Raw genomic sequence first — 25,687 nt, forward strand, 5'->3', positions numbered from 1 at the left:
CAGGTGTTATTGTGCACCGCGAGGCGGACACCTGCCCGAATTTTGCTAGCCCAAAAAAGGTTCCGCATTTCTAACCGCGCCCAATTTCACGACAGATAAATTTGGCAGCGCGGTGGCCGATCATCATACTTGGCGCATTTGTGTTTGCCGACGTAATCTTTGGCATGACCGAGGCATCAGCAGCCCAAAGCCCTTCGACCTGCTTCACCTTCATGTCAGGTGCGACTGGTTCAGAACCCACGCCCATCGCAAGTGTGCCCACTGGGTGATAGGCGGTACCACAGTTGTTGCGGACATAATCCTCAATCTCGTCATCGGTCTGTACCGCTTCGGCGGGGTGGGCCTCCGGCGCTTGGTAGTCTCCAAACGGTGCAGTCGCGATGATTGTGCGCAGCCTCTTGAACCCTGCAACCAGAACAGAAAGATCGGCTGGATCGCTCAGGACACCCAGATCGATGTTTGGCGCGTCATGCGGATCTTTTGACGAAAGCGTTAGCCTCCCGCGAGAGACCGGACGGCACACGCAGACATCAGCAAAGAAACCCGAACCGGTGGTAATCGCCTTGCCACGATAGCCCATCATATAGGGAATAAAGTGGGTCTGCACATCAGGTCGATCATCGCCGTCTGGCCCGACCGGGGCCGCCCTGAAAAACGCACCGGCTTCGACGAAATTGGACGTCATTCTTCCTTTGCGCATCAAAAGCCATTGGATCGGCGACAACATCCACGCAGGCATCTGCTTGGCGGTCAGCCCGTAGCCTGAATTTGGCCCGACATGGTGGACGCCAACGGCGGGGTGGTCATGCAAGTTTTGACCGACACCCCGGGCATCGCACAGGACATTGATGCCTTGCTCTTGCAAGTGGCCGGTTGGTCCGACACCTGACCGCATCAAAATTGCCGGTGATCCAATGCTGCCGGCACTCAGCACGATTCCGCGCCGTGCACTGATCTTGCGCCCATCCGTCAGGACAACAGTTCTGGCACGGTTTTCCTCAAATGCGATCCGGTCGACATTCGCGCCGGGAAGAACCTCGCAGTTTCCGGACCTTTGCGCGGGACGCAAGAACGCATCAGCCGCCGACCAGCGCCTGCCATGCCGCATATTGGTATGAAAGACGCCTGCGCTTTCGCGCTCGGGCGTGGGTGTTGCCAAACCGTTAGATCCCAGTGTTCGCCCGAACGCCTCGGATATGGGATGCGGATCAGGCAGGCGCTGTGGCTGGATTGCTGCTTCGACTTCCTCAAAGTTGTCTTGAACTGATACATGATCCCAACCGGGCAGGTCCCAATTGGCATAGTCGTCCATCCGGCCACGAAACCAGACCATCGAGTTGATCGAGCTCGATCCGCCGATCATCCGCCCACGGCTGACCTTCATACGACGCATCCCGGCGCTTGCTTGTGCGGCCGACTGAAAGCGCCAATCTCGGCGGCTTCCCATCGTGTAAAGTAATCCGAACGGTACCTTGACTTGTGGCACAGCATCAGTCGGACCCGCTTCCAGCACACAAATTGTGCCCACGTTCGCATCTGACAAACCTTTTGCGACTGCGCAGCCTGCAGAGCCGGCACCGATAATGACGAAATCAAATTCCACGCCTGTGACCCTGCATAGTACCTTCAGCGCCGGATCATATCGCGGCCAACCGCGCTTGCAACAAACGCCTATTCGGAAAGGGCGCTATTGGCGGGGCAGAAATACATAGCATTTTTGGTAGAGGTCACCATATGTCCTCCGCGCCGGCACCCTGAACTACCTTCACCGAGTGTAGAAACCGGAGCAACCGACCCGTTACGTTCCGGCCATGTCTCAAAGTCGCAGCATGGCCTGCCGGCCTTGCACAACTGTGCTGTTGGGAACCAAGACACGCGATAGCCGTTTCCTACGCAGATGTTTGTAGGACGACGCCATTGTTAGAGACACTTGATCTCAGAGATCTGCTCTTCGCAGTTGCAGGGCTGGCCTTTGTCGGCCTGACGTTTTTGCCGCTTGTATGTGGCAAGCGGCTAATCAGCGTGCCGATGATCTACGTGTCAGCTGGCGTGCTTTTGGCGCTGTCGCCACTGGGCTGGCCGATCATCGACCCCCGTGGATCGGAGACCCATCTGGCAATTGTCGAGCACGCAACTGAAATCATTGTCATTGTTGCATTAGCAACGGCGGGCTTGGCTGTCGATACCCGCGCCGGACGCGAGACGTGGCAGCATGCATGGATGCTTTTGGCGGTCACGATGCCGCTGACCATTCTGGCAATGTTCTTGCTGGGCCAGTGGGCGGGTCTGGGCCTCGGCGCTGCAATCCTTTTGGGAGGCGCGATGGCGCCGACCGACCCGGTGCTTGCAAGAGACGTGCAGGTTGGCGGTCCGACAGAAGGCGGCGAAGACGATGTGCGTCTGTCGCTCACGACCGAGTCGGGTCTGAATGACGCGCTTGCTTTCCCCTTTATCTGGCTTGCGATTGTCGTAGTCGAAGCGGGGAACGTGCTGACAGGTCATGTGCTGCGCGACTGGGTCTTGCGCGATGTGCTTTGGCGTATCTCGTCTGCAATGGTTCTCGCTGTGATCGTGGGGTGGCTGATCGGGAAATACTCGCTTGGGAGCTATGGCGATCTTGCGACCGGCGGCCACAATGCAGGCTTGCTGTTCCTCGGCTCGACCTTCTTCGTATATGGCGTGACCGAGGCCGTTGACGGTTACGGTTTTCTCGCCGTGTTCGTTGCAGCGCGTGTAGGGCGCTGGGTCGGGCATCGGACTGACGCCGAGGATTATGTACTCAAGCCGCATGCAGCCGGCGAGCAATTTGAGAAGATCCTTCTGGCAGTCCTGTTGCTATGGCTTGGCAGTTTTGCCGCGGCAGGTGGACTCGAAGGTTTGCGCTTCATCGAAGTTATCGTCGCGCTTCTTTTGATCTTCGTGATCAGGCCAGCGGCCGGTTGGGTCGCGCTCTTTTTGACGCGAGGCACGCATCTGGAAAAGGTCACGATCGCCTTCTTTGGCATCCGCGGAATGGGAAGCCTGTTCTACATCGCCTATGGCGCAAGCCATGCGCAGTTTGCCGATATCGATACGGTATGGCGGATCGCGATTGTCGCCGTATTAATCTCAATCATCGTGCATGGTGTCCTCGCTCCGATCGCCATGAGCCAAGTGTCAGAGCGTAGCCGCGAGCCTGCAAAACAAGGCTCGTGAGGCCCTGATTTCTTTGCTCTAACATGTGCCGGGAAGCCAACTTTATGCTCGCTGTTGGCCACTTCAGGGAGGCAGAAACGCGTCCCGAATTCAAGAGAATCGGGTATTTTCAATCGCTTGCTACTGAAGGTCTGACAGGAAATTTCACAACTTAGGGGAACGATTCAAAAAACGCTGCGTTTGGGTTCAGCAAATTCAACTGGCGCAGGGTAAGAAGATGACTTTTCAAATTGTGAATGCTGACACGGGTGAACTGATCAACGACTTCGGAAGCGGTTCGACCCTCTCGAAAGACGACCTCGGCAACTTTGCCGTCGCTTACGAACCATCCTTGAATGACACGGTGTCTGTTCGCTACTTCCTGAATGGGACTGAAATCGGAACAGTCCAGAATCCACCCTACCTCTTGTCGAATGGCAGCGATGGCGAAGCGCTTGCGACCCAGCCGAATGGCCCCCTGACAATTGTTGCAGTTGAACTTGACGCCGACGGAAACGAGCTGCGCCGCGAGACCGTCGATGTTTCATTGGTTGGCGGAACAGCGACCGCAGACGGTGGCGGTTCTGTTGAGGGTCAGGAGATTGACTCAGAGTTTGAGACACAGGCCGAGGCAGAGGCGGAAGCTGAGACCGAAGTCGAAGCTGAAGCTGATTTTGACGCTGTGGCTGCATCGACAGTTTCTGCCGCCAGTGCTGCGGCATATGGCGCAAATGCGCTGACATCGACTGCTGTTTCCGGATCGCTCGATATGAGCCTGATCGGTGAGGATGAGCGCACACAGGCGGGGATGCTTGATACAACCGGCCAAGATGGTGCCGGAGTGCGCGGCGTCGGAGGTGATACCAACGAAGACACGACTGGTACCGCCGCGCCGGTCACAGCTGATGTGACCATTGTCAGCTCCGAAGCGGAAGCTGAAGCCGAGGTTGAAGCAGAGGTTGAGGTGGAAATCCGTGACGGCGCCGCTGTCGCCGCCGCTGGTGCTTCTGCCGCGACTGCCTCAGTCGGAACTACGATTTTCGTCGACGACACAGGGGCGCCACGCGCCGCCGCCGGAGAAACATCATCTTCGATTGACATTGCTTCGAGCACCGCAACAAGCGTTTCCGACAATCTTGGCGAAATCGCCTACACCGACAACAACGATTCCGACGACAGCACCGCCGACGCGTCTGAGACATCTGTAGACTCAGATGGTCCCGGTATCACTGACTTGGTCGATCCCAACGCCACTGGTTTGCGCCAAGCTGACGCGGAGTCGGAGGTTGAGGTTGAATCCGAAGCAGAAGCAGAAGCTGAAGCTGGCACCGGCGTAGCCGCTGCAGGCGTCGCTGGCGGTTCTGCAGTATCTGTCGCTGGCGATTTCAGTTCGGTTGATACGGAAACGGCGGTCCGGACCTCGGTTTCCACGTCGACTGTGACAGAAGCGCCAAATACCTTGTTTGAAGCGCTGAATTCAGCCGATTTGACGGCCGCTTCCCGCGCGACGTTCCCCACAAGCGGCACGCTCTTTAACGCTCTGAACCCAACTGATAGCCCGTCTCTGGAAGATCCGGCACCAGCTGAATCGGTTGTCGCGCAGCCTCGCGACACCAGCGTCCCAGAGAATTACGGCCAGAACGAAGCAGAAGCGGAAGCAGAGTCCGAAGTCGAAGTTGAAGCCGAAGTGGGCAACAACTCTGCGGCAGTTGCTGCCATCGCGACCGGTGGCGCGGGTGCGACCGGTGTCAATGCGACAACGCTCGTGAGTTCCTCCGCAACTGCTGCGACATCGACGACTGATGACAATGGTGATCAACGTGGTCGCAATGACGTTGTCGAAACGGCAACTTTGCGTGGCGACAATGATTTCTCAACTGTCGAAGATCGCGTCTTCGAGCGCATGGATGCAGATGGCAACCTGATCGTGCCGCCTGCCGAAGCTGAGGCTGAAGCAGAAGCTGAGGCAGAAGCAGACCTCTCAGGTGCTTTGCCGACGGCCTCCGGCGTTGCCGACGGCAGCGCGCTGGGCGACTCCACAACGCTCAGCACGATTGCTCTGTCTGGCACACTGACGACACGTCCAGATACGTTCAATTCCGGCATTCAGTCCGTCGAAGAACGCCCAGAGATCGTCGATGACCCGACCCGCGAGCGTGAAGTTCTTTCTGAACCCGGTACGGAAGTTGTTACATCGGTCGAAAGTATCGAAGTTGAGCGCGAAACCGAAGCGGAAGCCGAAGTTGAGGTTGAAGTCGGTTACAACTCTGCTGCCGCAGGTGCAGGTGCCAATACGGCTGTTGCGGGTAACAGTGCAGTTGGCACAACATCTGAAGGTGCAACTGCAACCTCAGTCGCGACCAAAGTGTTCGACAACGACGCAAATGGTTTTGCTGACCGTGATGCACCCGGACCAGAGCCACTGGGTGAGTTTGGCGACATCGTCGTTTCTCCGGTCAACCCTGCGGATTTGATCCTTGAGATCGAGACTGAGGCGGAAGCTGAAGCCGAAGTTGGTATCGGCGCGGGTGCTGCTGCAGCTGCGGCGGGTGCTGCCGGTGCGCTGGGCATCGAAAGCGATGTGCTGACCGGCGCGACTACAAACGCAGCGGCGGCTGCTGCTGCATCGGGTGCAAACGTCGAAATCATCATCGAATTGCCTGAAGATGGCATGGCCGGTGAGGTATATGCCTACGCCCGTGCTTGGGACCCAGAGGGTGGCGGTGTTGCTGTTGCTGTAGCCGTTGCCGGTCTTTCCATGATTGGCGGGATCGACAACGAAGCAGAACTCGAAGCCGAAGGGCTTTACGAAGCAATCGTCGAAGTTCGCATTGATACTCGCGAACTGACGGAAGCCGAAGCCGCATTCCTGTTCGATCTGGCCGTCATTGGTCAGGGAGGCAGTGGTCTTGGCGACGCGGACGAAGAGCCCGAAGGGCCTGACAGCCGCTTCGAATCTGAAACAGAAGTCGAAGCAGAAGCAGAAGCAGAAGCTGGTTATGGTGTTGCAGCAGCAGGCGCAGCGACTGCGGCGGGCGGACTTTACGCCGATGCTCAGGCAGCAACTTCTGTGGCCTCCAAAAGCTTTGACGGCATGTTCGGTGAAGCCAAAGAAGGCGGCATGGATAACGACAAGATCGCGGGTACCGATGGCATTGATATGCTGATGGGCGGTGCTGGTAACGATGATTTGTCAGGTGGCAAGTCCGGTGACCGTCTTGACGGTGGACTTGGCGACGACTTCCTTTCTGCCGGTGAGGGCGACGACAACGTGGCTGGCGGTGAGGGCAATGACTTCGTCATTGGCGGTGCCGGCAACGATTTTGTTGATGGCAACGCTGGAACAGACACCGCGTTTATCGGCAACGAATACGATCGCATCTATTCTGACACGACAGGTCTGATCTACGTTCTGTCAGACGGTGGCGCACAGAAAGACGTCTATGTCAGCGTGGAGCGCTTTAACACGGGTGACGGTGTCATCGAAGCCGCTGACGTCGAACAGTTCGACGGACTGACATACATCGCCACGAACATCAGCGAGTTTGAGCGCTACGATTTGGGGCAGTTGACGCAGGCACAATTGATCGACCTCGCCGCTGCCACCTATGCCACCAAGGGTGCTGAGCGCGGAGACCCGCTGACAGGCTTCTCTGCCGAAAGTTATCTCGAAGCAAATCCGGATCTCGTGTCCAGGTTTGAAGGTCAACCAGTGGAGGCAACATTGCACTATATCCAAGAGGGCGCTGCTGCCGGTCGTGATGCCGGGACGTCCGATGATCAGAAACTTGCTGAAGTAAACACTGCACCACGCAGTGTGGAAGACACTTACAGCACCGATGGCGCGCTTTCGATTTCTGCGGCGAACGGTGTTCTTGCGAACGATTTTGATCCGCAGAATGCATCGCTCGAAGCGATCCTTGATGCAGGACCGATGAACGGCACGTTGACCTTCAATGCTGACGGCAGCTTTGAATATACAGCAGATGCTGGCTTTGTCGGCACAGATACCTTCACCTATCTGGCAAGCGATGGTGCCTTGGACAGCACAGCAACGACCGTGTCCATCGAAGTATCTGACGCCAACTTGGCCAGTGGCCTTGTGACAGCGACAAACTCTGATGCTGCAACACCGATTGCCAATGATGATCAGCTGACCTTCCAGGAAGGCGGAACCATCCTGATCAACATCGACGATCTGCTGGCCAATGACGAATACGGTGGTGACCGTTCGCTGCTGACAATCAACAGCGTGCGCGGCGACACTGGTCCGATCACAGCAAACCCAGAAGACCGCGTGATCGAAGTTCAGATGCCAGAGAATTTCTACGGCACATTCGAGTTGCTCTACACTGTTGAGGTTGCTCAGGAAGGGCTCTCCCCTGCAGACGAAGGTATCGTCCGCGTCACGGTCGAGAATGTGAACGATCTGCCGGTTGGTAGTGAAGACGGGTTCAAGGTTCAGTCGAACACAACACTCGTGACCGAAGCCGACGAGTCGATCCTGGTCAATGATACCGATATCGATGGCGATACGCTGACTGCCGTTCTGGATCAGGACGTGAGCAATGGTACGCTGGTGCTGAACGCAGATGGCAGCTTTGAATACACGCCAAACACCGACTACGAAGGTACTGATTTCTTCACCTACTTCGTGAATGACGGGACATCCAACAGCACCGAAGCGGTGCGTGTCGATATCGACATTCCCGTGACGCCAGTCGGCGAGACGCCAAATCAGGCACCAATCGCCACTGACGACTTCTTTGAAGGTACCGAAGATGAAGTACTGATTATCAAGACGGCTGACGTTCTGTCTAACGACAGCGATCCGGACAATGGTCCGAACCCGATCCAGCTGGATAGTGTGTTTGGTGCCATTGGTGGTACGGTATCGCTTGAAGATGCAAACATCTTCTTCCGTCCTGATGAGAACTTCAACGGCACGGCGAGCTTCGTCTACAACCTGTCTGACGAAGGTTTGACGGATCGTGGCTTGGTCGAAATCAACTTTGCACCTGTCAATGATGCACCGGTTGCAAATGACGAGCCAGAACCATTCCTTGATCGTTACCTCGCTTACACAGGCGACACGATGAGTGTTGTGTCCTCTGAAGGTGTGCTCTTCAACGACCGCGACGCGGATGGTGAGCGCCTTGAGGCAATTCTCGGCACAGGTCCGGCCAATGGCACAGTCACTTTGAACGCCGACGGTAGCTTCCAGTACACCTCCAACACTGGGTTCACCGGTCAGGATGAGTTCACCTACTTTGCGACAGACGGCGTGGCCGAAAGTGCAGAGGCTCGTGTGATCATTGATGTGACCAATCAGGGCAGCGAGCCCGGAAACGGGACGTCAAACACGACGTTGGACAACACCGACAGTGGCACTACCGGTGGCACGACAACGAACGGTGGCAACATCGAAGGTGACGGTGGCTGGGATTCCACAACAGGTGGTTCGACCTCTGGGAATGACACTTACAGTGGTTCCGATGGCAACAACCGTGCAAACGGTGGCGCTGGTGATGACACGCTGAACGGCAACGGCGGTAACGATGAGCTGCTGGGCGGCGCAGGTGCCGATACAATGAACGGTGGTACCGGCGATGACCTGCTTGTCGGTCGTGACGGTGGCGAATTTACGCAGGATACGATGAACGGCGGCGAAGGTAGCGATACCTACATCGTCAACGGATCACTGGAGTCGCAGACGTCTGACGTTGTAACCGAAGCGTCGGGCACGACGGGTTCCGATACCATCATCTCGGAAGGTGCATATTTTGCTGACACCAACAGCGTCGGCGAAACGCTTGCCATCTCCGAAGACGCCACACGTGCGGAAAGCGGGATTGCAGCCATCCAGGGTGGTAGCAATGACAAGACCATCCAGACATCCTCCGGTATGGACCTCGTCTTCTCAGGTGAAGGTAATACAACAATCGAAGGCTCTGCGGCCGACGACTTCATCTTCTTTGAAAGCAGCGCCGATGGCACGGATGCGACGACGCTGGTTCTTGGAACAGATGGTGGCGTAGATACACTCTACGGTCTGGACGTGACCAAAGATCAGATTGATCTGACGGCCTATGCCTTCTCGTTCACAGCAGAAGATCTTGCCAGCATGGTTGAAGACAACCCGTTCACCGGCTCAGCCTATGTGAAGCTTGGTGATACAGGTGATGCATTGATCTTTGACGATCTGTCGAAAGACGACGTCACAGCGGATGTCTTCATCCTCTAACCGAACTAACGATTACGAAACTACGCCGCCCGTTGCACTTGAATGCAGCGGGCGGTGCCGTCTTTATCCTTCAGACGCGCCATGACGACCTCGTTCGGGAACACCGCTGCGCAGGTCGATTTGACGAATGCGTCAGCAAGCGATGACGGCGCGACGAGCTCAAGCAGCCATGCAGCAGGTCCACTTTTCAAAGCATTGTAACCCGCAACTTTTGGATCAAGCGCACCTTTGCTCAGCGCCATATGGGTGTCTTCATCCACCTTCGCCCAAAGCGCGAAACCGAAGTGCTTCTCCTCATCCCCCTGACGGGCCGTGCCCATGACCACCTGGCCGTTGTCCACGTAAGGCGCGAGATATTCTTCCGCTGCTGCGCGATCATTTTCACCGAGATTGTATGCCTCCATGTAGAGCGCAGTCACTGTGTTTAAGCTGACGTTCTGAGAGGTCATATTTTTCTCCTGTTTTGCGGAACTTAAGCGGTTTTTTGGCGTTCTTAAATAGGTTTAGTTGGATTTAGGAGGTCAAAATGGACTTTTCGAGACATTGCATCGCTCTGACTGCGATTGCCGGTCTGGCGGCATGCGGTGGCAACAATGGTGGCAGCGACCCATCAACGTCCGCCGATGCTTATCTTAGCGGTGCGGTCACGGCAGACGCGACAAATGGTGGTGTGATCGGCACAGCCGAAACCGACAACGGCGGGACCATTGATCCAACTGACGACGTTGTAACCGCCGTTCCAGGTTATGCGATCGACAGCTCCGGCTCTGTCACGACGGACATTTCCTCTGTGACAGAGGCAGGTTCCACAACGGTAGAGATCGACGGGCAAACTTACGTCTTGTCGGGTCTGAATACAGTGTCAGATGATGGTCGTCTCGAAAACCTCGCAGCGGCATCCGCCAACGGTGATGCATCCATCGTGACAATTCTCGGCACAGGCACAGACCTGGATGGCATGGGCTCACCTGACGAGCTTTATGCCTACACGCGGGGACTGGTGACAGATGCCGCAAATCTTCCTTCGGCGTCGACGACCTATAGCGGTAATGCGAATTTCGCGACTGTCGGAAGTAGCGATGTTGATGAGGGGACATTCTCACTCACCGTTGGTTTTGGTGACGGCAGCGTAAGTGGCGATGTCGATCTGACCGCATTCGAAGGCACCATCAGCGGCGCCCAGTCTGGTGCGAGTGTGACGGGTACCATCTCCGTAGACGGCTCCCCTGACACGATGGATCTGTCCGGCGGTATCTTTGGTAGCGCGGGTGAAGAATTCGCAGGGTCTGCATCTGGCACCGTAGACGGTACCGCTGGCGTCATGGTGTTGCAGGGCAACTAACCTAATGCGTTGATGAGTATATTGATGTGAGTAAACGCGGGCGCCATAAGGCGCCCGTTTTTTATTCGCTGTCAGTGTTGTCCCATCTGTCTGTGAAGGGTGCACTCGCGAGCATCAGCACAACAATCACAGCTGTGATACTCACAGCCAGCCAGATCTCTCCAATCCCGCAAATCAGGCCAATGGCACCCGCGCTCCAGACACTGGCTGCAGTGCCAGCGCCTTTGACGATGTCACCCTCACGGTACATCGCACCCGCCCCCAAGAAGCCGATGCCGGTGATGACACCCTGCATCACGCGCGTAGGGTCGATCCGAGCGCCATCCGTAACTTGTGCTGTAAGAAGATCCTGTGTCGCGATCAGCAAAGCGCAGGAAACGACAGAGATGACCACATAGGGTCGAAAGTCGATTGGTTTCTCGCGGAAAAACCGTTCAAGTCCAATAGCAAGGGGAAGTAAGGTTGCGGCCGCAAGACGGGTCATCGTTGTGGACCACGATAACGCGTCCGGTGCGAGTAGTTCGTTCAACGCAGGCTCCTAGCATCAATGAGGGCGGAACCAGTTGCATGGGGTCCGCTAACAAAGATGAGATATGTCAGGGAAAAGGAGCGTCAAATGGAGCACCGGCAAGGGTATGCCGGCGCTCTTGGTTTCTTACTGGCTTAGGCTGCCTCAACAGTCAGGTTATTCACCGACTTGATCAGCGAACCCTGGCTCTCTTGCAAATATGCGATCATTTTCTTTCGCATGCCGCACTCTACAGCCCAGCCGTCGGTGATTTTCTTGACCGGAATGGCGAGCCTCACAACCGACTTGATCAGCGATTGATCGACGACAACCATCTCAAGATCATCAACTACGATACGGTCATCATCTTTCGCGGCGTCGCGGAATGCCTCTTCCAAGGCGTCGATGTCAGTGTCATGGGCCACTTCAAGCATCACTGTCCGCGTCATGCCATCGCCGCCAATCGACCAGTTCTCAAACGCTTCGTTCACGAAGGTTTTCACTGGTACGATGACTCGTTTCGAATCCCAGGACTTAAGGGTGATATGCGTAAAGGTGATGTCCTCAACGGTCGCCAGGTAGTCATTGAAAATCAACTGGTCGCCAATCCGCGCCGTCCTGTTCATCGAAATCTGCATCGATGCCAAGAGGTTGCCGAGCACATCGCGCGCGGCAAAACCAAAGACCAAGGAAAGCGCGCCGGCGGAGGCCAGAAGCGAGAAGCCTAAGGTCTGGAAAATATTGGCTGTCGACAGGACCAATCCTGTGCCGACGATGACCGCCAACACGATGACCAAGCGCCTGACCGCGGCAAGCGTCGTGACGCGTGAGCGCTCTTTGCGGGCGTCGGGATCAGACAGATCTTCGACATCGACTGCAAAGAAGAAATCGATAGCAACGTCGATCAGACTCACGGCCAATATCATGGCGGCAGCGACGTAGAAGATGATCGCGATCGGATCGACGATGCTATTTACGATGCCTGACACAACCAGAATCTGTGTCGTCGCAATTTGAAGCGTTGCACCAACAACGACGAGCGTCGTCGGCCAGCGCAGCCCTTTCAGAATTTGGGAGAGCGGCAACCAGGAACGGTTACCGGTCGATTTACTCGCACGTGTCAGCAAACCCCACGCGATCCGTGAGAAGACGTAGGCTGCAAGAACTGTCAGAGGAATGGCAAGCAGCTCCCACCACTTCAGACCGAGCCCGCTGTCCGCACGCATCCAATCGGGAAGCGCCTTTTCAAATTCGGTCGGTCCATAGGCGTCAAAAAGCGCCGGGACATTTTGCACCGTCTGACGGGAGAAAACCCACACCGGATCGCCATCTTCAGGCTTCACGCGGTTGAGCCTGATCACGACCGGTCGGTTGTCCAGTTCAAGCACGCCAAGAAGCAGGCTCTTACGTGCCTGACCTGCCATCACGTTTTCCGATGGTGCCTGCGTATTGAGCGAGTCCGGTCGCTCCAGCAATTGCTGCCAACTGATGACGACTTTGCGGTCGAGCACTGTATAAAGCTGTTCGGCAAGGCCTGAACCGACGATGGCCTGATTGACGGGGTCAATGTCGTTCAGGTTCAGGACATGGGCTGCGTCGGCCCAATTTTCGTTCGAAGCCGCCTCTAGGAATGCTTCCATGGAAGACTGCGGCGTCGAGAGGTCCAGATCGCCAACCGGCTGAGCCAATGCCTCGTTCAAGGTTGGAATTTCAAAGAATGTGCCCTCTTGCGCCTTGGCCTGTGGGCTGACCAAAAACAGTGCCATAGCCGCAAAGAGTGCGGTCATGCACGCCTTGAATCGTGAATGTTGGGTGCGCGACACGCGCTTACCAGTCGATTTTATCATTGGGATTTCTCCTGTCGTTTTACAGACAACGCGTGGAAAATCACGCAGTTCCATCCGGCTGGATTACCGTTTGTGGTTGCATCTATCATGCATCTTGCCGTGCCGATGAATTTGGAGATTTCGCATCTTTGGTTGTAGAAAACCCGCCGCACACGGGGGGGAGAAGCGGCGGGTTTTCAATGGATTGCTCAGCAATCCCGCGACCGGGACAATGGTCATTGCATTGTCCAAACCTTTCTACGTGCGAATGGTTCCCGCCGGATTGCATATTTTTTCAGAATTGCAGAACAACTACTTAGATTTCTGCTTAACAGATTGTTGGAAATGAATAAATTTCTGCATTCGAAAGCAAATGAGCCGACCACAAGGGCCGGCTCATAAGACAATCTTTCGTTCAATATTTAGAATTTGAAGCTTGCGCGGAGTGTTGCGGTCGTCGCGTCAATATCCAGACCATCGGTGTCAGCGAAGTCTTCAAACTGGTGCTGAAGCACTTCCCAGCCAATCCGCATGTTGTCGGACCATTGGTAGTCAATGCCCACACCGGCAAAACCGCCAGTGCCGTCGCCATCAACTGCGCCCGACGTCGTTGCTGTCATCGCACCGGCAACCACGTATGGCATCCAGTCGCCAGCATCGTAGCCCAAGCGCAACTTCGCACGTGCAACACTATCAAGCTCTACACCGTCACCAGGCGAAGCGCTTTCAATGGTCGTTGCGTCCGCGTCGATTTCACCACCGACGACGAAGCTGCCAAGATCGTAAAGATAGCCTGCGTGTAGACCGTAGAGTGCACCGTTGGTGTCATCATCAAGCGCGTCGTTGTCCAACTGGCCATAGCCAACCTGACCACCTGCATAGAAGCCTGTCCAGTCGTTCGAGGCCACAGGCGCCACAGGGGCCACCACTGGCGCTGGAACGACGACGGCTTCTGCCATCCCGCCTGCGAAAGTTGTGGTTCCAGCAAATGCTACTGGCATAGCGATTGCGGATGCCAAGAGTGCTTTGCGCATAGTCATTGATCTTTCTCCGTTTTGGTTGATCATGGCCGGCCAACGCGCAAATCCTGTGGCAGTTCCAGCCATTGCGAAAATTAGCGCTCAACGTATGACGACTGTGTCTTTCCCGTCGCAAGTTGCCAGTAAAGATGCGCCATGACCGCGATGAAAGTGAATGAAATCAAACCCAAAGCGCGCTCGTAGATGCCATCAACGTCATCGGGCAGCATGAAGAAGATCGGTGCAGTGATGATCCACACAATCGACACGCCGATGAGCCAATTGCCATGCTTTCCAGAAATCCGGCTTACCCCGCCAGACAAAAGCCAAGGGATCACAGCCATAAAGAAACCGAGCGCATAAACGAGATATCGGTGGATCACAACGCCATCCTGATCGCTGTCGCCATACTCGTCTCTGGAACCGATCATAAAGACGATGAGTGCCAAGACGGCGAGTGCGAAAGTACCAGCGCTCCAGCGCGGGCCGCCAAGATGTCCGTGTGACGTCAGCATCGCAACGGCGAGGAATCCTGTTGCGAAGATGTAGAGACCAAGGTCAACAACGATTGAGTACTGCCCCGCCGCCAAGTCGCTGATCGTATCCGAAATCCAGTTATGGTTCGGCACGATGATGTCGCCGATGATGACGCTGGCGAAGAAGAATAAGGTCGCGAAAACAGCGTAGCCGCTCAAGAACTTCGTAAAGCCTTCATTAAACGTTTTCTCGAACGTCTGATGTTCCATTGCGTTGCTCCAAGTCATCTGCCCGTCAGTCTCCAATTTGCGTTTCCATCAAATAACGTTTGAACCATCACAGCCGTTCCGATGACGAAACTTGGCGGAACCGGTTAGCCTTCCCTGCGTTTGAACTCCACAGCCGGCACAGCCGGATTTGTTTTCACAACGTAGGAGGAATTATTATGAAACGGCTTCTGACCACCACCGCAGCAGCCCTTGCACTTGCCACGGCGGCACATGCGGACGCACACAGCGAGGTCTTCTCTGACCAACCATTCGATCCGGAATTCAACCTGAACGCCTCTGAGCTGATCGGCATGCGTGTCTATGCCTCTGAGCAGAGCATCGAGAATGGCACATTCATCCAAGCTGGTGCTGAAACCGAATGGGAAGACATTGGTGAGATCAATGAAATCCTGCTGACACGAGATGGTGACGTTCAGTCCCTTATCGTCGGGGTCGGCGGCTTCCTGGGAATTGGTGAAAAAGATGTCGCCATCAACATGCAGGAAGTGCGCTTTATCGAAGAAGAAGGTGAAACAGACGACTTCTTCCTCGTGATCGAGGCGACGGCTGTCGGCGTGCAGGATGCACCGAGCTACGAATACAACCTCGCCACCAACACGCTTGATGAAGACGATGACATGGCAGAAGAAACCATGGCGTCTGACACCACCGAAACTGAAGAGATGAACGACGGTGGCATGGTCGCAAGCACCATGGACGATGAAGACATGTCTGAAGACACCATGATGGCAGACGCTGAGATGCAGGAAGTCACGCCAGACGAACTGACAACCGAAGCACTGACCGGCGCACCGGTCATTAGCGTCAACGATGAAGAGATTGGCGAAGTTGGTGAGTTGCTGATCACTGCTGACGGCGAGCTGGACCGTGCAATCATCGACGTGGGCGGCTTCCTCGGCCTTGGCGAAAAGCCGGTCGCCGTTGATATGGACGATCTTCGTATCATGCGGATGGCCGATGGCGGCGACTTGCGCGTCTACATCGACATGACACGCGAAGCGTTGGAATCAAAGCCTGAGTATCAAGGCTAATATCCAAACAACGGGCGGAGCAGAAATGCTCCGCCTTTCTTTTTCAGGAGAGACACATGGCACAGTTCAAACAGGGCGCAGTTATCGAGATCCCGAATTCAAAGGATGACGTATTCGCATTTGAGGTGAAAGGCGATCTGGACACTGAAGATTCCAGCGCGCTTGCAAGTCACGTAAATGAACTGTTCGACGCGCACCCCTCGATCAACATGCTCGTGGATCTCTCTGCGTTTTCTGGCAAGGCCGAAAGCACGCTCTTGGACAAAGATGTGTTTACGTCGCGGTTAAGGGCCCTCGGTAATGTCGAACGCTATGCTGTGGTGGGCGCGCCTGAAGCCGCCGCCAAGATGATCAAGACCATGGACAAGGTCATCCCAGTCAAGGCTGCGACTTTTGCATCAGATCAAATCGCGGAAGCATGGGCTTTTGTCGGGGCCGAGCCCCTCGAAACCGAGGACTGATTAACCTTCAGCAAGAACAGCAAAAAGGGGATGCGCCACGTCTGGCACATCCCCTTTTAATTGTATCAGAATTATGAGCGGGTCAGCCTAGCTTTTGCTGTCCTGATCCTTGTCTCCATCTTTGTCGGAAAGTGTTTCTTCCTCGATGTGATTTGGATCGCCGTCTTCACCTGGCTCGTTCTTGAGGTCGTGGTGAAGCTCGGAACCGGAGAGTTCCGGGTGCTTTACTTTATACTTGCGGTTATGCATCGTCATTTCCTTTCGATCTTTTGAATTCCTGCGCAAGGCGCGTGAGAGCGCATCACCGGGCTCAATTTACGGACTTCGTATCCGCTAGAAGCGCGCACCGCGGCTGTCGGACATTTGACGGGCCTGTGCCACCATCTGGCGGCGCACCATCTGGCGCGGCATGTTGGCAGGACCTTCAACGACACAAGGATAGCGGAATGTGCCGGCGTCACGTGCGATATCCACACGACCTTCAAATGCACCCGCGATGGCGTTGTACCAAACTTCTTTGATCTGAGCTTTCATAGCGGCGATCTCCTCTCGCATATGAGCACAAACCTCTGGGGCGTAGGGTTAGTTCCCTGCGGCGCAGAATAAACTAAGCATAGGGGATGACTTGGGAAGAAAATTTTGCAGAAACGCCACCCGCTTGATCTATTTGATAGAAGCGAGCGGTGTTCGGGAACCGCACGGGCAGATCAAGCGTTCGTGATCTAAAGGAGTGATGCGTGCAGTTTACCATCAGAACGATCTGTCTCTTTGTGATCGCATCAATCGCGGTGCTCTGGGGATTGCGTGAAGCAGAAGGGCTGCTGGCACCCGTCCTTTCAGCATTTATCTTGGGGATCGTTCTGACACCGGTTTCCGAATTGTGGGATCGTTTGCGGTTTCCAGCTGCTCTCGGCGCATTTTTGACCGTGTCTCTGGCGCTCACACTTATTCTGGTCCTCGCCTTTTTCATCGAACCTTATGTGTCTCAAGCCATCAGACAGCTTCCGATCATTCAGGCAGAACTGCGCGAAGCCCTCGTTGAAATACGCCGGATGCTTCAGGGTCTGGAAAAAATCTCTGAAGATGTCGCCGCCGCAATCGAACCTGAAGACTCTGGTGGTGAAAGCGAGTCATCTGACGAAGGCGGCATGGGCATTCCAACGCTTTACGATGCATTGTTCTATGCGCCGCGTTTCATCGCCCAGTTCCTGATTTTTGCAGGCACGCTCTACTTCTTCCTTTTGACGCGCAACCAGACCTACCATTGGCTGAGCGCCAACGTTGCCGCACTGGGCAAGAAAGATCTCGGTAAAGCTGCAAAGCAGGTCTCGCGCTATGTTTTGACAATCTCTGCTATCAATTTGGGTTTTGGCAGTATCGTGGCAGTTGCGATGCACCTGATCGGCATGCCGTCGCCAATCCTTTGGGGATTGCTCGCCTGTGTGCTGAATTTCGTACTGTATCTCGGGCCATTGTTCTTGGCGACGACGCTGACAATCACAGGTATCGTCGTCTTTGATGGTGCCCTTAGCTTTGCGCCGGTCTTTCTTTATGTCGCGCTGAATGCGACAGAAGCACAGTTTGTGACACCAACTCTTGTTGGCAGAAGCCTGGCTGTGAACCCGCTCTTGGTCTTTCTGTCGCTGGCGTTCTGGCTGTGGCTTTGGGGCCCAATCGGCGGGATCATCGCGATCCCACTTCTGATCTGGGTCATGACCGTGATGAAGGGAATGAGCGATTACGCCATTTCAGAAGGGACGCCCGGCAAGGCCTGAGCTTCGTCCCGCGCAGGCTCCATCTTATAAGGCAGAAGGAAACCGCGACGTTGCTCAGGGGGCAGCGATGCATTCTCTGCAATTCTTTGAGCCCAGGTTTCACATGCTGAATCCATGCCAAGGAAATCCTGGCCAATCGCAGGCCCGTGCCAGTGCGTGTAGCAACGCTGACGCAACTTCTCGATGTTGCGCCGGTTCGTCATCTTCAGACCTGCTTCGGTGTCCCAATACAGGCTGCGCCCATTGAGGTTGGCAGACGAGACGATTGCAGCGGTATCATCAAAAATTGAAACCTTTGCATGTACGTAGATGATCGGCGCGCCAAAGTGCTTTGCGCGGCCTTCCTCGTCGTCAGCCGACCTGTTTTGCACAGGACTGGTCAGCAGTAGCCTGTCTCCAAATCCGGATTGGATGGTTTCCAGACACTTCACCTGTAAATGCTCACCAAACTTGGCATCTGGCCCCCATTCGCCATTAAAAGCGATTTCTTCTGGCGCCGCTGGCAGGACAATAATCGCGGTAAGCTGCGGTTGCGCCTGCGCTCGCGCAGCCAGACAGTCCGCCATTCGCTGATCGCGAAAGAATTGCGTCTCAAGATAGATCAGTTGCTCGGATTTGTTGACGGCATCAATATGCGCCTGGGCGATTTCGTCAACGACACGTTGAGGCGACAGGTATGGCAATGCGATCTGACGCTTCGCCGAGATCGTGCGCAAAAGATGTTTGGGTTGCGGGACCTTCTTGCCGCGCACCGCATCTTCGATTGTCAAAAGATGGGTACGCGCCTCATCGGCGGCCTGACCCTTTGCCAAGATCTGCACGTCATGCCATGTCTGTTCGCTTCGCTGACGGTGTTCTTTCGTATCAAACCGGCGATCATTGACATCAAGCCCGCCGATAAAGACGCGCTCTGCGTCAAACACGGCCAGTTTCTGATGATGCGTCACCGGTACGAGTGGCGGCGGCGGAAACATCTTTGCGCGAAGTGTTTCGCCCTTCTTATGCGCCAATTCCGGCAATTTTGGTGTGCTGTGAAGCAATTCGGTATCTGAGATCTGATGTGCATCCTTCAATCGCGAAATCTGCGCATTCACTTCGCTGACTGAGCGGAACCACAGCAGCGTGCGCGGCAGCAGCCCGACGCGTGCAGGGTGCATCGCGACGCGGACCGTCAAAAGGTCAGGGTTGTCAGATGCCTCACCCGCGGCCGCGAGCGCGCGGAAGCACTGCCATGCGTAGCGATGTTCCCCCATGCGGACGACTGGATCAAAATCTGTCAGTGTGAAGTCGATCTTCACACCGCGATTGAGTGTATGGACGATCAGATCAAACCAGTAGGGTCCCACCTGATCCGCAGCATCCGAACGCAGTTTGGTCCAGGGATCGAAGATACGGAAACCGGCGACGATTTCGTTTTCAGACGACAAAAATTCGCGCTCAAGGCAGGGGTATGCCTCCTCTGCGGTCAGCATGATATCGAGTAATTCAAACTCTTGTTCGTCTGTCATCACTTTTCCTCACTTGGCTGCCGGCGGCGTCTGTCCATCTCGCTCTTGCGAGACTGCCGTGTCATACATTCCCCCCTCATAGATGTGCGGAACGCGCACACACCCCCACACGCGCTCGTGAGCACGTGCAGTATAGAAAGATGACTCATAATAGGGATGAACGTTCCATCCAATCCGGAACAGATTTATCAAAATTAGACTGCGGATCAGACCCGCCGACCCATTCGACACTCTTTCGCGGCACTCATTCCTCAGTGTTCGATGATCGGTGACTGGCCAGTGCGGCTGCAGAAACAGAGCTTTGACAAATAAATTTCCCAAACATTTCTGTGAATTAGCCGAATTTTGGGTCAATTCTACACCTTCGCTGGAACCGCTTGGTCTGTGGCTCGTTGAATCCCCGTAACCTCAATGAAGGGAGTAATAGAAATGAAAGTCATGCCAGTAATAGCAGTAATCGTCGCTGCAATCGCAATCGGTTTTGGTGTTTATATGGTCGACGTCGACCAAACAGAAGAAGGCAGCCTGCCTGAAGTTGACCTGTCTGTCGAAGGCGGCAACATGCCAGAATTTGACGCCGAAGTTGGCGACATTGAAACAGGTACTGAAGAAGTCACGATGGAAGTACCAACCATTGAACTCGAAAGCCCTGAAGAAGCCGCTTCTGACGACAGCTAAGCGGATATAAAACTTCACAGAGCACTCTCCACCGGTTGGAGGGTGCTCTCGCGAAAGGAGACATCATAATGTCACAAGTTACAGCACATGATCCAAGTTTGCCGAACGGCAAAGACAAGGATGGCGTGAAAGAACGCGTCCAGGAAACAGTTGAAAAAGGCGTTGAAGCCGTCAAAGGCTCAGCCGCAGCAGCACAAGACACCGTGGGCCAAGCAACTGAGCAGGCTGGCGAAGAACTTCGTAAGCTGACAGATGCAGGCACGAAATTCGTGCGCGAAAACCCGGGCGCTGCGATTGCAGGCGCTGTCGGCGTTGGCATCCTCCTCGGCATTGCACTGCGCAATCGCGACTAAGTCGACGACAAGTTGAAAAGCAAATGGCCGCTGCGATAATCGCAGCGGCCATTTCTATATCGATTAATTGAAAGAGACCCGCAACACTGCGTTGCGGGTCTTTTTCTTAGGCAGCTTTGTCGAACTCCACGATGTGATGCACGCCCACATTCGGGTGGGAATGATCATCGCTCAGGCCGGCGCGCATGATCTTCAAGCCGACCAAGATGCTGTTTGATTCAGACGCCCAAATGGCAGCTTCTGATGGTTCCATCTTCATCAGCCGGATTTTGGGATCGTTGCGCCCCTCTTCGAACCATGCCGCAGCGAACGGCGACCAGAGTTCATCGAGCTTCTCTTCATCATCAACGCAGCTGATCTGCCCATAGATGCTGGCTTGGTAGTCCTGATCGGGCGACATCAAAACCAGTTGCGCCTCAGCCTGATCGCCGATTGCGCCTGCGAGATCCGTGTCAGAGGCAGTGATGAACCAGATGAGGCCGCTTTCGCGGTCAGCATAGTGCGTCATCGGTTGTGGGTGCTGGTCGCTTGCACGGACGCTCAACATTGAAATGCGGCTTTCATCAAGCTGTTTCCACAGCTGTGAAATTGCCTCGTTCCGATCTTCAGTTTGTTTTGCCATGAGTTGTGTTCCTTTCATGAGCTAGGCTGCGCCGCGATGATCCTCATCAGAGGTGTCGGACACAGCGTTGTTTCCGTTTGATTGTGCGAATTTGGCGCGCTCGGCTTCCTTGCGCGAAAGCTCCTCCTTCAGGACGGCAACATTGCGCTTATGGCTTTTGAAAGTTGCGTCAAAGAGGTCACCCAAGACAGGGATTGATCCAAAAGTCAGATCAAGCGCGGTATTGCCCATCATCCGGGCAAGGGCGCGCTTGCGCACCCCAGACTTATATCCGTCATGTATCATCAGTGCCGCCGGAACCACCGTGATGGCATCACCGACGCCGGGGATAAGGCCCAAGATTGAATCCCACCCAACTGGTATCCCGAAAATGCGGAAACGCGCGTCAAGCGCGTCAGCCCACCGTTCGTACTTTGCAATATCCGCCACGGGTCTAGCGACGCGCGATGATATAGACGGCGTGCACAATCCCGGGGATGTATCCCAATATGGTCAGCAGGATGTTGAGCCAGAAATGCTTCGAAAGGCCGACTTCAAGGAATGTTCCGAGCGGTGGCAGGATAATTGCTGCGATAACTTTAAGCAGGTCCATATTGTCCTCACATGTTTGTTTGACTTGTTAAACAAACGCTCGGGTTTTCCTGTTCGTTCCCATAATCAGCACACGCCTACGCGGAACGTTTTTTCCGCTGTCACGTTGTGAAGACGAACCATTCAAAATGGAGAGTTGTAATGACACACGGAAACGATCTCGGCTCTGCCGCAAAAGAGCACGTCAAAGAAATTCAAGATCAGGCAAAAGACGCTGCTGCGAAGACCGCAACGGCCCATGCCAATCAGGCCAGAGACGCCGCTGCCGCGCGCGTAGATGAAGCCGCCCGCGCAGCTGATGCTGCTGCGTCTGAAATGGCACCAAACTCACCGCAGGCGCAGGCCGTGCAGCAGGTTGCTGACCATATCGAAGGTTTTGCGACGCAACTGCGGACAGCAGACGTACAGAAGCTGGCCCAGCAGGCGACAACCTTTGCACGTCAGAACCCGCTGGTCGCCATTGGTGGCGCAGCACTCGTTGGTTTTGCTGCGGCCCGTTTTCTCAAGGCGCGCAGTACGCAGCCGATGACCGCAGCACCGACAGGTAGCGACCCTTGGGCCAATCCTTACGTCAACACGCGGGAGCCTGAAGAGCAGGCTGATCCACGCGTTTCAATTGATGGCACGCGGGGGGCGAATTCCTATGGCTAAGCACCCGATCAACCAAGCCCCGTCACTTTTGGTCGATACGCTGCGCCATTTTAGTGCGCTGATCCAAGGTGAGTTGAAACTGGCGCGGGCCGAGGTATCAAACATCGTCAGCCGGGCTGGCGTTGGCATCGCCCTGATCGCAATCGCGATGCTGATGGCGCTCGTCTCACTCAACGTTCTTGCAACCGCTGCAGTGGCCTACATCGCCGCCAACGGTTTCTCGATTGGGCTGGCATCACTGATGGTCGGCGCAGCTTTGCTCATCGTGGCTGTCGTGCTGGCACTCGCCGGAAAATCCCGTCTGAGCCCTGAAGCACTGACGCCGAACAAAACCGTTCACAGTGTGAAGAAAGACTACGAATCCATCAAGGAGGCAGCAAATGTCTAACATCGATAACATTTCCCGCGAAGTGGAAGACGAACGCGCCCGCTTGAGCCAGAGCCTCGACGCTCTGTCAGATACGATTGAACCGAAAGCTCTAGCACAAGAGGCGACAACAGTCGCAAACGACGTTGCAACCGCTCTTGCGCAGCAGGCTTGGTCAATCTTGCGCAACAATCCGGCAGGTGGCGTCCTCGTCGCCGCAGGTCTGGGCCTGCTCGCAACCGGCGCAGAGCGTCGCGATCCCGGCGCAAACCCCCATCCTCATGCGACACCAGGCCCGAACGATGACATGCGCGGCTTTGATGCGCGTCTCGCCGCGGCCGATGCCGAGATGAAGGCCGAATTTACAGGCCAGATGGAGCCACAACCGCAAGCATCGCGCCTGCGTGAAACACTGCAGCAGGGCTTGGACCAGCTTCCGCCAGCAGCGCGCAAGCGGGTCGTCCAGGCACGCAAGGCAGCAATTGACGCACAAGAGAAAGTCGAAAAGGGCGCGAAGAAGGCGGTGAAGTCGACAAAGACCTTCACATACGAGCAACCGCTGACGGTTGGTGCCCTTGCACTCGGCTTTGGCGTTCTTGCCGGCGCACTGTTGCCGGGCACTCGCAGAGAAGATGCCTTGCTTGGTGAACGTCGTGACGCACTCATGGCTGAGGCGCGTCGCGCACTTGAGCAGGAAATGGACAAGGCGAAACTCAAGGTGGAATCAACCATCGCAAGGAAAACACAAACCGAGCAGCCGAGGCTGCATAACTAGGTTTTCTCAGACAACTCGAAAATCGGGGCGCGCGAGCGCCCCTTTTTTTGTCGAAGCGGCGACATCGAGGCCTGCGACAGAATTGCTCCGGCGGAACAGAACGCGCCTTCACGCGTTCCCTTTTCAGCAACGAAAGGAGCCAGCACCATGACCAGAGGCCGTGACGCGACCACACCGTCAGAGATCCCGACATCCGGTTGGAAAGACATCGCTTTCCGCGTGAAAGATGAAGTGGCAGAGGACCGCGTCGGTCTGATTGCCGCCGGCGTTGCGTTCTACGGCTTGCTTGCCCTCTTCCCCGCGATCACGGCAATCTTGGCCGTTGGCGGGCTTTGGTTCGCACCCGGTCAGATGATTGACCAGTTTGCGGTTCTGCAAGGCTTCGTGCCCGAAGCCGTGATGAACATCATCACACAACAAGCGACCGAGATTGCCGGCTCGCAGTCAACAGGTCTGGGGATCGCCGCGATCATCGGCCTTTTGCTTGCCATCTATTCCGCATCAAAAGGCATGGGCAGCCTGATGGACGGCATGAATGTCGCCTATGACGAACAAGAAGAGCGTGGCTTTGTGCGTTTGAAGTTGCAGACCCTTGGGCTGACGCTTCTGCTGATTTTCGGACTGCTCGTCGGATTGGTGGCGATGCTCGGTGTGCCGGTCGTGCTGCAGGCCCTGAACTTTGGTGCAGCGGCGGAAACTTTAGGGGCAATCATCATCGTTGCTGTGCTTCTGGGCCTGACGATTTTTGGCCTTTCGCTGCTCTATAAATACGGACCGTCACGTGATCCTGCTGAGTTTCGCTGGGTTACGCCGGGCGCAGTAGTGGCTGCAATCTTCTGGCTGATCGGCTCGGCGGGCTTTGCATTCTACGTGGCAAATTTTGGCACCTATAATGAAAGCTTCGGTGCACTCGGCGGCGTCGTGATCCTGCTGATGTGGCTGTGGATTTCGGCCTTCGTCATCATCTTGGGGGCGGAGCTCAACGCCGAAATGGAAGCGCAGACGCGCCGTGATTCAACGGTTGGTCGCGATATGCCAATGGGGAAGCGCGACGCGCGAAAGGCCGACAATCTGGGCGAGCCTCAAACAAGCTAAGGCCAACCGGCATTGAATAATATGCAATGAATTAAAAACCCGCACGGGCAGGATGCCCGCGCGGGTTCTGTTTTGATCAACTCGCCAAGCGCGTCTGCTCGGCGTCTTCTGCATCTTCGTTTTCGTGCAACGCTGCAATATGTTCAGGGTGAACATTCCGGACGATCGAGATTTCGTCGTCAAAACTGTTTGGATCAATAAAGTCGCCGGGAAAGCCGACACATTCGATATCCGCTGCCTTTGCTGCTTTTAGCGAAACCGGGGTGTCCTCAATTGCCAGACATTCGCTCGCTGTCACTCCGAGTTCGTCCATCGCAAGTTGATAGATCTCTGGGTTGGGCTTCGACATGGTGACGCGATCCGCATCCCCCAGAAAGTCGAACGTGCTCCGGTGCAAGGCGCCGTGCAATGCTTCGAAGATGGCAAGAATATTGTTGCGCGATGTCGTTGACGCAAAGCCAACCTTCATCTCGTTCTCTTTAGCGAAATGCACCAACTCCAGCACGCCTGGACGTGGTGCCAGACCCCGTTCAACCATCATATCATCGAAAAGCGCTGTCTTGCGCTTGTGCAACGCGGCTGCATCGACATCAGTGTCGTGTTCTTCTGCGTAGCGTCTGATGCGCGCCTCGCCTCCCGACTTGGCCAGCATCGGAATATACACCTCACGAGACCACCGCCAATCAAGGCCAGCTTCTGCGAAAGCCATGTTGAATGCATCGAGCTGCATCTGCGAGGTTTCGACGATCGTCCCGATAGAGCCAAAAATGATAGCCTTCTTTGTCATGGGGATACTCTCTTTGCAGGGGGAATGCCTTCGCCGGTCGCGTGACTTCCGTTGAGTGTTGCGGCGGTGTCCAACGCACCGACTTAACTGAACGCCGTGCCATTCACTTGGGT

Annotated in this window: 25 protein-coding genes; 12 read left to right on the top strand and 13 right to left on the bottom strand. The window is 55.4% G+C overall.

What is annotated here, in order from left to right:
* Positions 1-70: 70 nt before the first annotated feature.
* Positions 71-1,603, bottom strand: coding sequence for a GMC family oxidoreductase (locus BM316_RS13605; protein WP_090209731.1), 1,533 nt, complete (start codon positions 1,601-1,603; stop codon positions 71-73).
* A 314-nt stretch (positions 1,604-1,917) separates the two neighbouring features.
* Between BM316_RS13605 and BM316_RS13610 the strand changes: the two genes are divergently transcribed.
* Positions 1,918-3,195 carry a cation:proton antiporter gene (locus BM316_RS13610; protein WP_165606600.1) on the top strand — a complete coding sequence of 426 codons (1,278 nt, stop codon included), beginning with the start codon at positions 1,918-1,920 and terminating at the stop codon, positions 3,193-3,195.
* A gap of 217 nt (positions 3,196-3,412) precedes the next feature.
* Entirely contained in the window at positions 3,413-9,418 is a 6,006-nt protein-coding gene (locus BM316_RS13615) for a tandem-95 repeat protein (RefSeq protein WP_090209734.1), read from the top strand.
* A gap of 20 nt (positions 9,419-9,438) precedes the next feature.
* Here the strand turns inward: BM316_RS13615 and BM316_RS13620 are convergent, their stop codons facing one another.
* A complete protein-coding gene (locus BM316_RS13620; protein WP_090209735.1) occupies positions 9,439-9,867 on the bottom strand; it encodes a toxin-activating lysine-acyltransferase in 429 nt (142 codons plus the stop codon).
* A 77-nt stretch (positions 9,868-9,944) separates the two neighbouring features.
* On the opposite strand from BM316_RS13620, the gene BM316_RS13625 reads away from it, so the two are divergent.
* The gene (locus BM316_RS13625) at positions 9,945-10,760 is read left to right on the top strand and encodes a hypothetical protein (RefSeq protein ID WP_090209737.1); all 816 of its coding nucleotides are present in this window, start codon (positions 9,945-9,947) and stop codon (positions 10,758-10,760) included.
* A 61-nt stretch (positions 10,761-10,821) separates the two neighbouring features.
* Here BM316_RS13625 and BM316_RS13630 read toward each other — a convergent pair whose 3' ends face one another.
* The 4 genes from BM316_RS13630 to BM316_RS13645 all read right to left on the bottom strand — a co-directional run bounded on the left by BM316_RS13630 (position 10,822) and on the right by BM316_RS13645 (position 14,859).
* Positions 10,822-11,289 carry an MgtC/SapB family protein gene (locus BM316_RS13630; RefSeq protein WP_207493708.1) on the bottom strand — a complete coding sequence of 156 codons (468 nt, stop codon included), beginning with the start codon at positions 11,287-11,289 and terminating at the stop codon, positions 10,822-10,824.
* 134 nt (positions 11,290-11,423) lie between these two features.
* Positions 11,424-13,055: a mechanosensitive ion channel family protein gene (locus BM316_RS13635; protein WP_165606601.1), complete on the bottom strand. Its 1,632-nt coding sequence runs from the start codon at positions 13,053-13,055 to the stop codon at positions 11,424-11,426.
* 461 nt (positions 13,056-13,516) lie between these two features.
* Complete coding sequence (locus BM316_RS13640) at positions 13,517-14,134, bottom strand: outer membrane protein (RefSeq protein WP_242649911.1); 618 nt, start codon at positions 14,132-14,134, stop codon at positions 13,517-13,519.
* A gap of 74 nt (positions 14,135-14,208) precedes the next feature.
* Entirely contained in the window at positions 14,209-14,859 is a 651-nt protein-coding gene (locus BM316_RS13645) for a DUF998 domain-containing protein (protein ID WP_165606602.1), read from the bottom strand.
* Positions 14,860-15,035: 176 nt separating this feature from the next.
* Here BM316_RS13645 and BM316_RS13650 point away from each other — a divergent pair, with 176 nt between their 5' ends.
* Positions 15,036-15,911, top strand: a complete 876-nt coding sequence (locus tag BM316_RS13650) for a PRC-barrel domain-containing protein (protein WP_090209744.1) — start codon at positions 15,036-15,038, stop codon at positions 15,909-15,911.
* Between the two features lie 56 nt (positions 15,912-15,967).
* Entirely contained in the window at positions 15,968-16,372 is a 405-nt protein-coding gene (locus tag BM316_RS13655) for a SpoIIAA family protein (RefSeq protein WP_090209746.1), read from the top strand.
* An 87-nt stretch (positions 16,373-16,459) separates the two neighbouring features.
* Here BM316_RS13655 and BM316_RS16745 read toward each other — a convergent pair whose 3' ends face one another.
* Both BM316_RS16745 and BM316_RS13665 read right to left on the bottom strand, forming a co-directional pair.
* Positions 16,460-16,621: a hypothetical protein gene (locus BM316_RS16745; protein WP_165606603.1), complete on the bottom strand. Its 162-nt coding sequence runs from the start codon at positions 16,619-16,621 to the stop codon at positions 16,460-16,462.
* A gap of 84 nt (positions 16,622-16,705) precedes the next feature.
* Positions 16,706-16,906 carry a hypothetical protein gene (locus BM316_RS13665; protein WP_090209750.1) on the bottom strand — a complete coding sequence of 67 codons (201 nt, stop codon included), beginning with the start codon at positions 16,904-16,906 and terminating at the stop codon, positions 16,706-16,708.
* 203 nt (positions 16,907-17,109) lie between these two features.
* On the opposite strand from BM316_RS13665, the gene BM316_RS13670 reads away from it, so the two are divergent.
* Entirely contained in the window at positions 17,110-18,147 is a 1,038-nt protein-coding gene (locus tag BM316_RS13670; protein WP_090209752.1) for an AI-2E family transporter, read from the top strand.
* On the opposite strand, the gene BM316_RS13675 is transcribed toward BM316_RS13670, so the two are convergent.
* A complete protein-coding gene (locus BM316_RS13675) occupies positions 18,111-19,655 on the bottom strand; it encodes a phospholipase D-like domain-containing protein (protein ID WP_090209754.1) in 1,545 nt (514 codons plus the stop codon). The genes BM316_RS13670 and BM316_RS13675 overlap by 37 nt on opposite strands.
* 429 nt (positions 19,656-20,084) lie before the next feature.
* Here BM316_RS13675 and BM316_RS13680 point away from each other — a divergent pair, with 429 nt between their 5' ends.
* Both BM316_RS13680 and BM316_RS13685 read left to right on the top strand, forming a co-directional pair.
* A complete protein-coding gene (locus BM316_RS13680; RefSeq protein ID WP_090209756.1) occupies positions 20,085-20,333 on the top strand; it encodes a hypothetical protein in 249 nt (82 codons plus the stop codon).
* 68 nt (positions 20,334-20,401) lie between these two features.
* Positions 20,402-20,686 carry a hypothetical protein gene (locus BM316_RS13685; protein ID WP_090209758.1) on the top strand — a complete coding sequence of 95 codons (285 nt, stop codon included), beginning with the start codon at positions 20,402-20,404 and terminating at the stop codon, positions 20,684-20,686.
* A 106-nt stretch (positions 20,687-20,792) separates the two neighbouring features.
* Here BM316_RS13685 and BM316_RS13690 read toward each other — a convergent pair whose 3' ends face one another.
* The 3 genes from BM316_RS13690 to BM316_RS13700 are packed head-to-tail and all read right to left on the bottom strand — an operon-like array spanning position 20,793 to position 21,900.
* Positions 20,793-21,308 (bottom strand): pyridoxamine 5'-phosphate oxidase family protein, encoded by a 516-nt coding sequence (locus BM316_RS13690; RefSeq protein WP_090210383.1) that lies wholly within the window; start codon positions 21,306-21,308, stop codon positions 20,793-20,795.
* A 21-nt stretch (positions 21,309-21,329) separates the two neighbouring features.
* Positions 21,330-21,737: a DUF4112 domain-containing protein gene (locus BM316_RS13695; protein ID WP_242649913.1), complete on the bottom strand. Its 408-nt coding sequence runs from the start codon at positions 21,735-21,737 to the stop codon at positions 21,330-21,332.
* A 4-nt stretch (positions 21,738-21,741) separates the two neighbouring features.
* The gene (locus BM316_RS13700; RefSeq protein ID WP_090209760.1) at positions 21,742-21,900 is read right to left on the bottom strand and encodes a YqaE/Pmp3 family membrane protein; all 159 of its coding nucleotides are present in this window, start codon (positions 21,898-21,900) and stop codon (positions 21,742-21,744) included.
* A gap of 140 nt (positions 21,901-22,040) precedes the next feature.
* Here BM316_RS13700 and BM316_RS13705 point away from each other — a divergent pair, with 140 nt between their 5' ends.
* The 4 genes from BM316_RS13705 (at position 22,041) to BM316_RS13720 (ending at position 24,787) form a co-directional block, all read left to right on the top strand.
* Positions 22,041-22,550: a hypothetical protein gene (locus BM316_RS13705; RefSeq protein ID WP_090209762.1), complete on the top strand. Its 510-nt coding sequence runs from the start codon at positions 22,041-22,043 to the stop codon at positions 22,548-22,550.
* Positions 22,543-22,938 carry a phage holin family protein gene (locus tag BM316_RS13710; protein WP_090209764.1) on the top strand — a complete coding sequence of 132 codons (396 nt, stop codon included), beginning with the start codon at positions 22,543-22,545 and terminating at the stop codon, positions 22,936-22,938. Before BM316_RS13705 ends, BM316_RS13710 begins: the two co-directional genes overlap by 8 nt.
* Positions 22,931-23,692 (top strand): DUF3618 domain-containing protein, encoded by a 762-nt coding sequence (locus tag BM316_RS13715; RefSeq protein ID WP_090209766.1) that lies wholly within the window; start codon positions 22,931-22,933, stop codon positions 23,690-23,692. The genes BM316_RS13710 and BM316_RS13715 overlap by 8 nt, the downstream gene beginning before the upstream one ends.
* 147 nt (positions 23,693-23,839) lie before the next feature.
* The gene (locus BM316_RS13720; RefSeq protein ID WP_090209768.1) at positions 23,840-24,787 is read left to right on the top strand and encodes a YihY/virulence factor BrkB family protein; all 948 of its coding nucleotides are present in this window, start codon (positions 23,840-23,842) and stop codon (positions 24,785-24,787) included.
* Between the two features lie 76 nt (positions 24,788-24,863).
* Here the strand turns inward: BM316_RS13720 and BM316_RS13725 are convergent, their stop codons facing one another.
* Positions 24,864-25,574: an HAD family hydrolase gene (locus BM316_RS13725; RefSeq protein WP_090209770.1), complete on the bottom strand. Its 711-nt coding sequence runs from the start codon at positions 25,572-25,574 to the stop codon at positions 24,864-24,866.
* Between the last annotated feature and the right edge of the window lie 113 nt (positions 25,575-25,687).

The organism is Yoonia litorea, assembly GCF_900114675.1.
In the GTDB taxonomy this organism is placed as follows: Bacteria; Pseudomonadota; Alphaproteobacteria; order Rhodobacterales; family Rhodobacteraceae; genus Yoonia; species Yoonia litorea.

Excerpts from the sequence above, each read along its gene's own strand:
- BM316_RS13615 (WP_090209734.1), top strand. The coding sequence starts at position 3,413 with ATGACTTTTCAAATTGTGAATGCTGACACGGGTGAACTGATCAACGAC.
- BM316_RS13620 (WP_090209735.1), bottom strand. The coding sequence starts at position 9,867 with ATGACCTCTCAGAACGTCAGCTTAAACACAGTGACTGCGCTCTACATG.
- BM316_RS13625 (WP_090209737.1), top strand. The coding sequence starts at position 9,945 with ATGGACTTTTCGAGACATTGCATCGCTCTGACTGCGATTGCCGGTCTG.
- BM316_RS13635 (WP_165606601.1), bottom strand. The coding sequence starts at position 13,055 with ATGACCGCACTCTTTGCGGCTATGGCACTGTTTTTGGTCAGCCCACAG.
- BM316_RS13640 (WP_242649911.1), bottom strand. The coding sequence starts at position 14,134 with ATGACTATGCGCAAAGCACTCTTGGCATCCGCAATCGCTATGCCAGTA.
- BM316_RS13645 (WP_165606602.1), bottom strand. The coding sequence starts at position 14,859 with ATGGAACATCAGACGTTCGAGAAAACGTTTAATGAAGGCTTTACGAAG.
- BM316_RS13650 (WP_090209744.1), top strand. The coding sequence starts at position 15,036 with ATGAAACGGCTTCTGACCACCACCGCAGCAGCCCTTGCACTTGCCACG.
- BM316_RS13655 (WP_090209746.1), top strand. The coding sequence starts at position 15,968 with ATGGCACAGTTCAAACAGGGCGCAGTTATCGAGATCCCGAATTCAAAG.
- BM316_RS16745 (WP_165606603.1), bottom strand. The coding sequence starts at position 16,621 with ATGCATAACCGCAAGTATAAAGTAAAGCACCCGGAACTCTCCGGTTCC.
- BM316_RS13665 (WP_090209750.1), bottom strand. The coding sequence starts at position 16,906 with ATGAAAGCTCAGATCAAAGAAGTTTGGTACAACGCCATCGCGGGTGCA.
- BM316_RS13675 (WP_090209754.1), bottom strand. The coding sequence starts at position 19,655 with ATGACAGACGAACAAGAGTTTGAATTACTCGATATCATGCTGACCGCA.
- BM316_RS13680 (WP_090209756.1), top strand. The coding sequence starts at position 20,085 with ATGAAAGTCATGCCAGTAATAGCAGTAATCGTCGCTGCAATCGCAATC.
- BM316_RS13685 (WP_090209758.1), top strand. The coding sequence starts at position 20,402 with ATGTCACAAGTTACAGCACATGATCCAAGTTTGCCGAACGGCAAAGAC.
- BM316_RS13690 (WP_090210383.1), bottom strand. The coding sequence starts at position 21,308 with ATGGCAAAACAAACTGAAGATCGGAACGAGGCAATTTCACAGCTGTGG.
- BM316_RS13700 (WP_090209760.1), bottom strand. The coding sequence starts at position 21,900 with ATGGACCTGCTTAAAGTTATCGCAGCAATTATCCTGCCACCGCTCGGA.
- BM316_RS13705 (WP_090209762.1), top strand. The coding sequence starts at position 22,041 with ATGACACACGGAAACGATCTCGGCTCTGCCGCAAAAGAGCACGTCAAA.
- BM316_RS13710 (WP_090209764.1), top strand. The coding sequence starts at position 22,543 with ATGGCTAAGCACCCGATCAACCAAGCCCCGTCACTTTTGGTCGATACG.
- BM316_RS13715 (WP_090209766.1), top strand. The coding sequence starts at position 22,931 with ATGTCTAACATCGATAACATTTCCCGCGAAGTGGAAGACGAACGCGCC.
- BM316_RS13720 (WP_090209768.1), top strand. The coding sequence starts at position 23,840 with ATGACCAGAGGCCGTGACGCGACCACACCGTCAGAGATCCCGACATCC.
- BM316_RS13725 (WP_090209770.1), bottom strand. The coding sequence starts at position 25,574 with ATGACAAAGAAGGCTATCATTTTTGGCTCTATCGGGACGATCGTCGAA.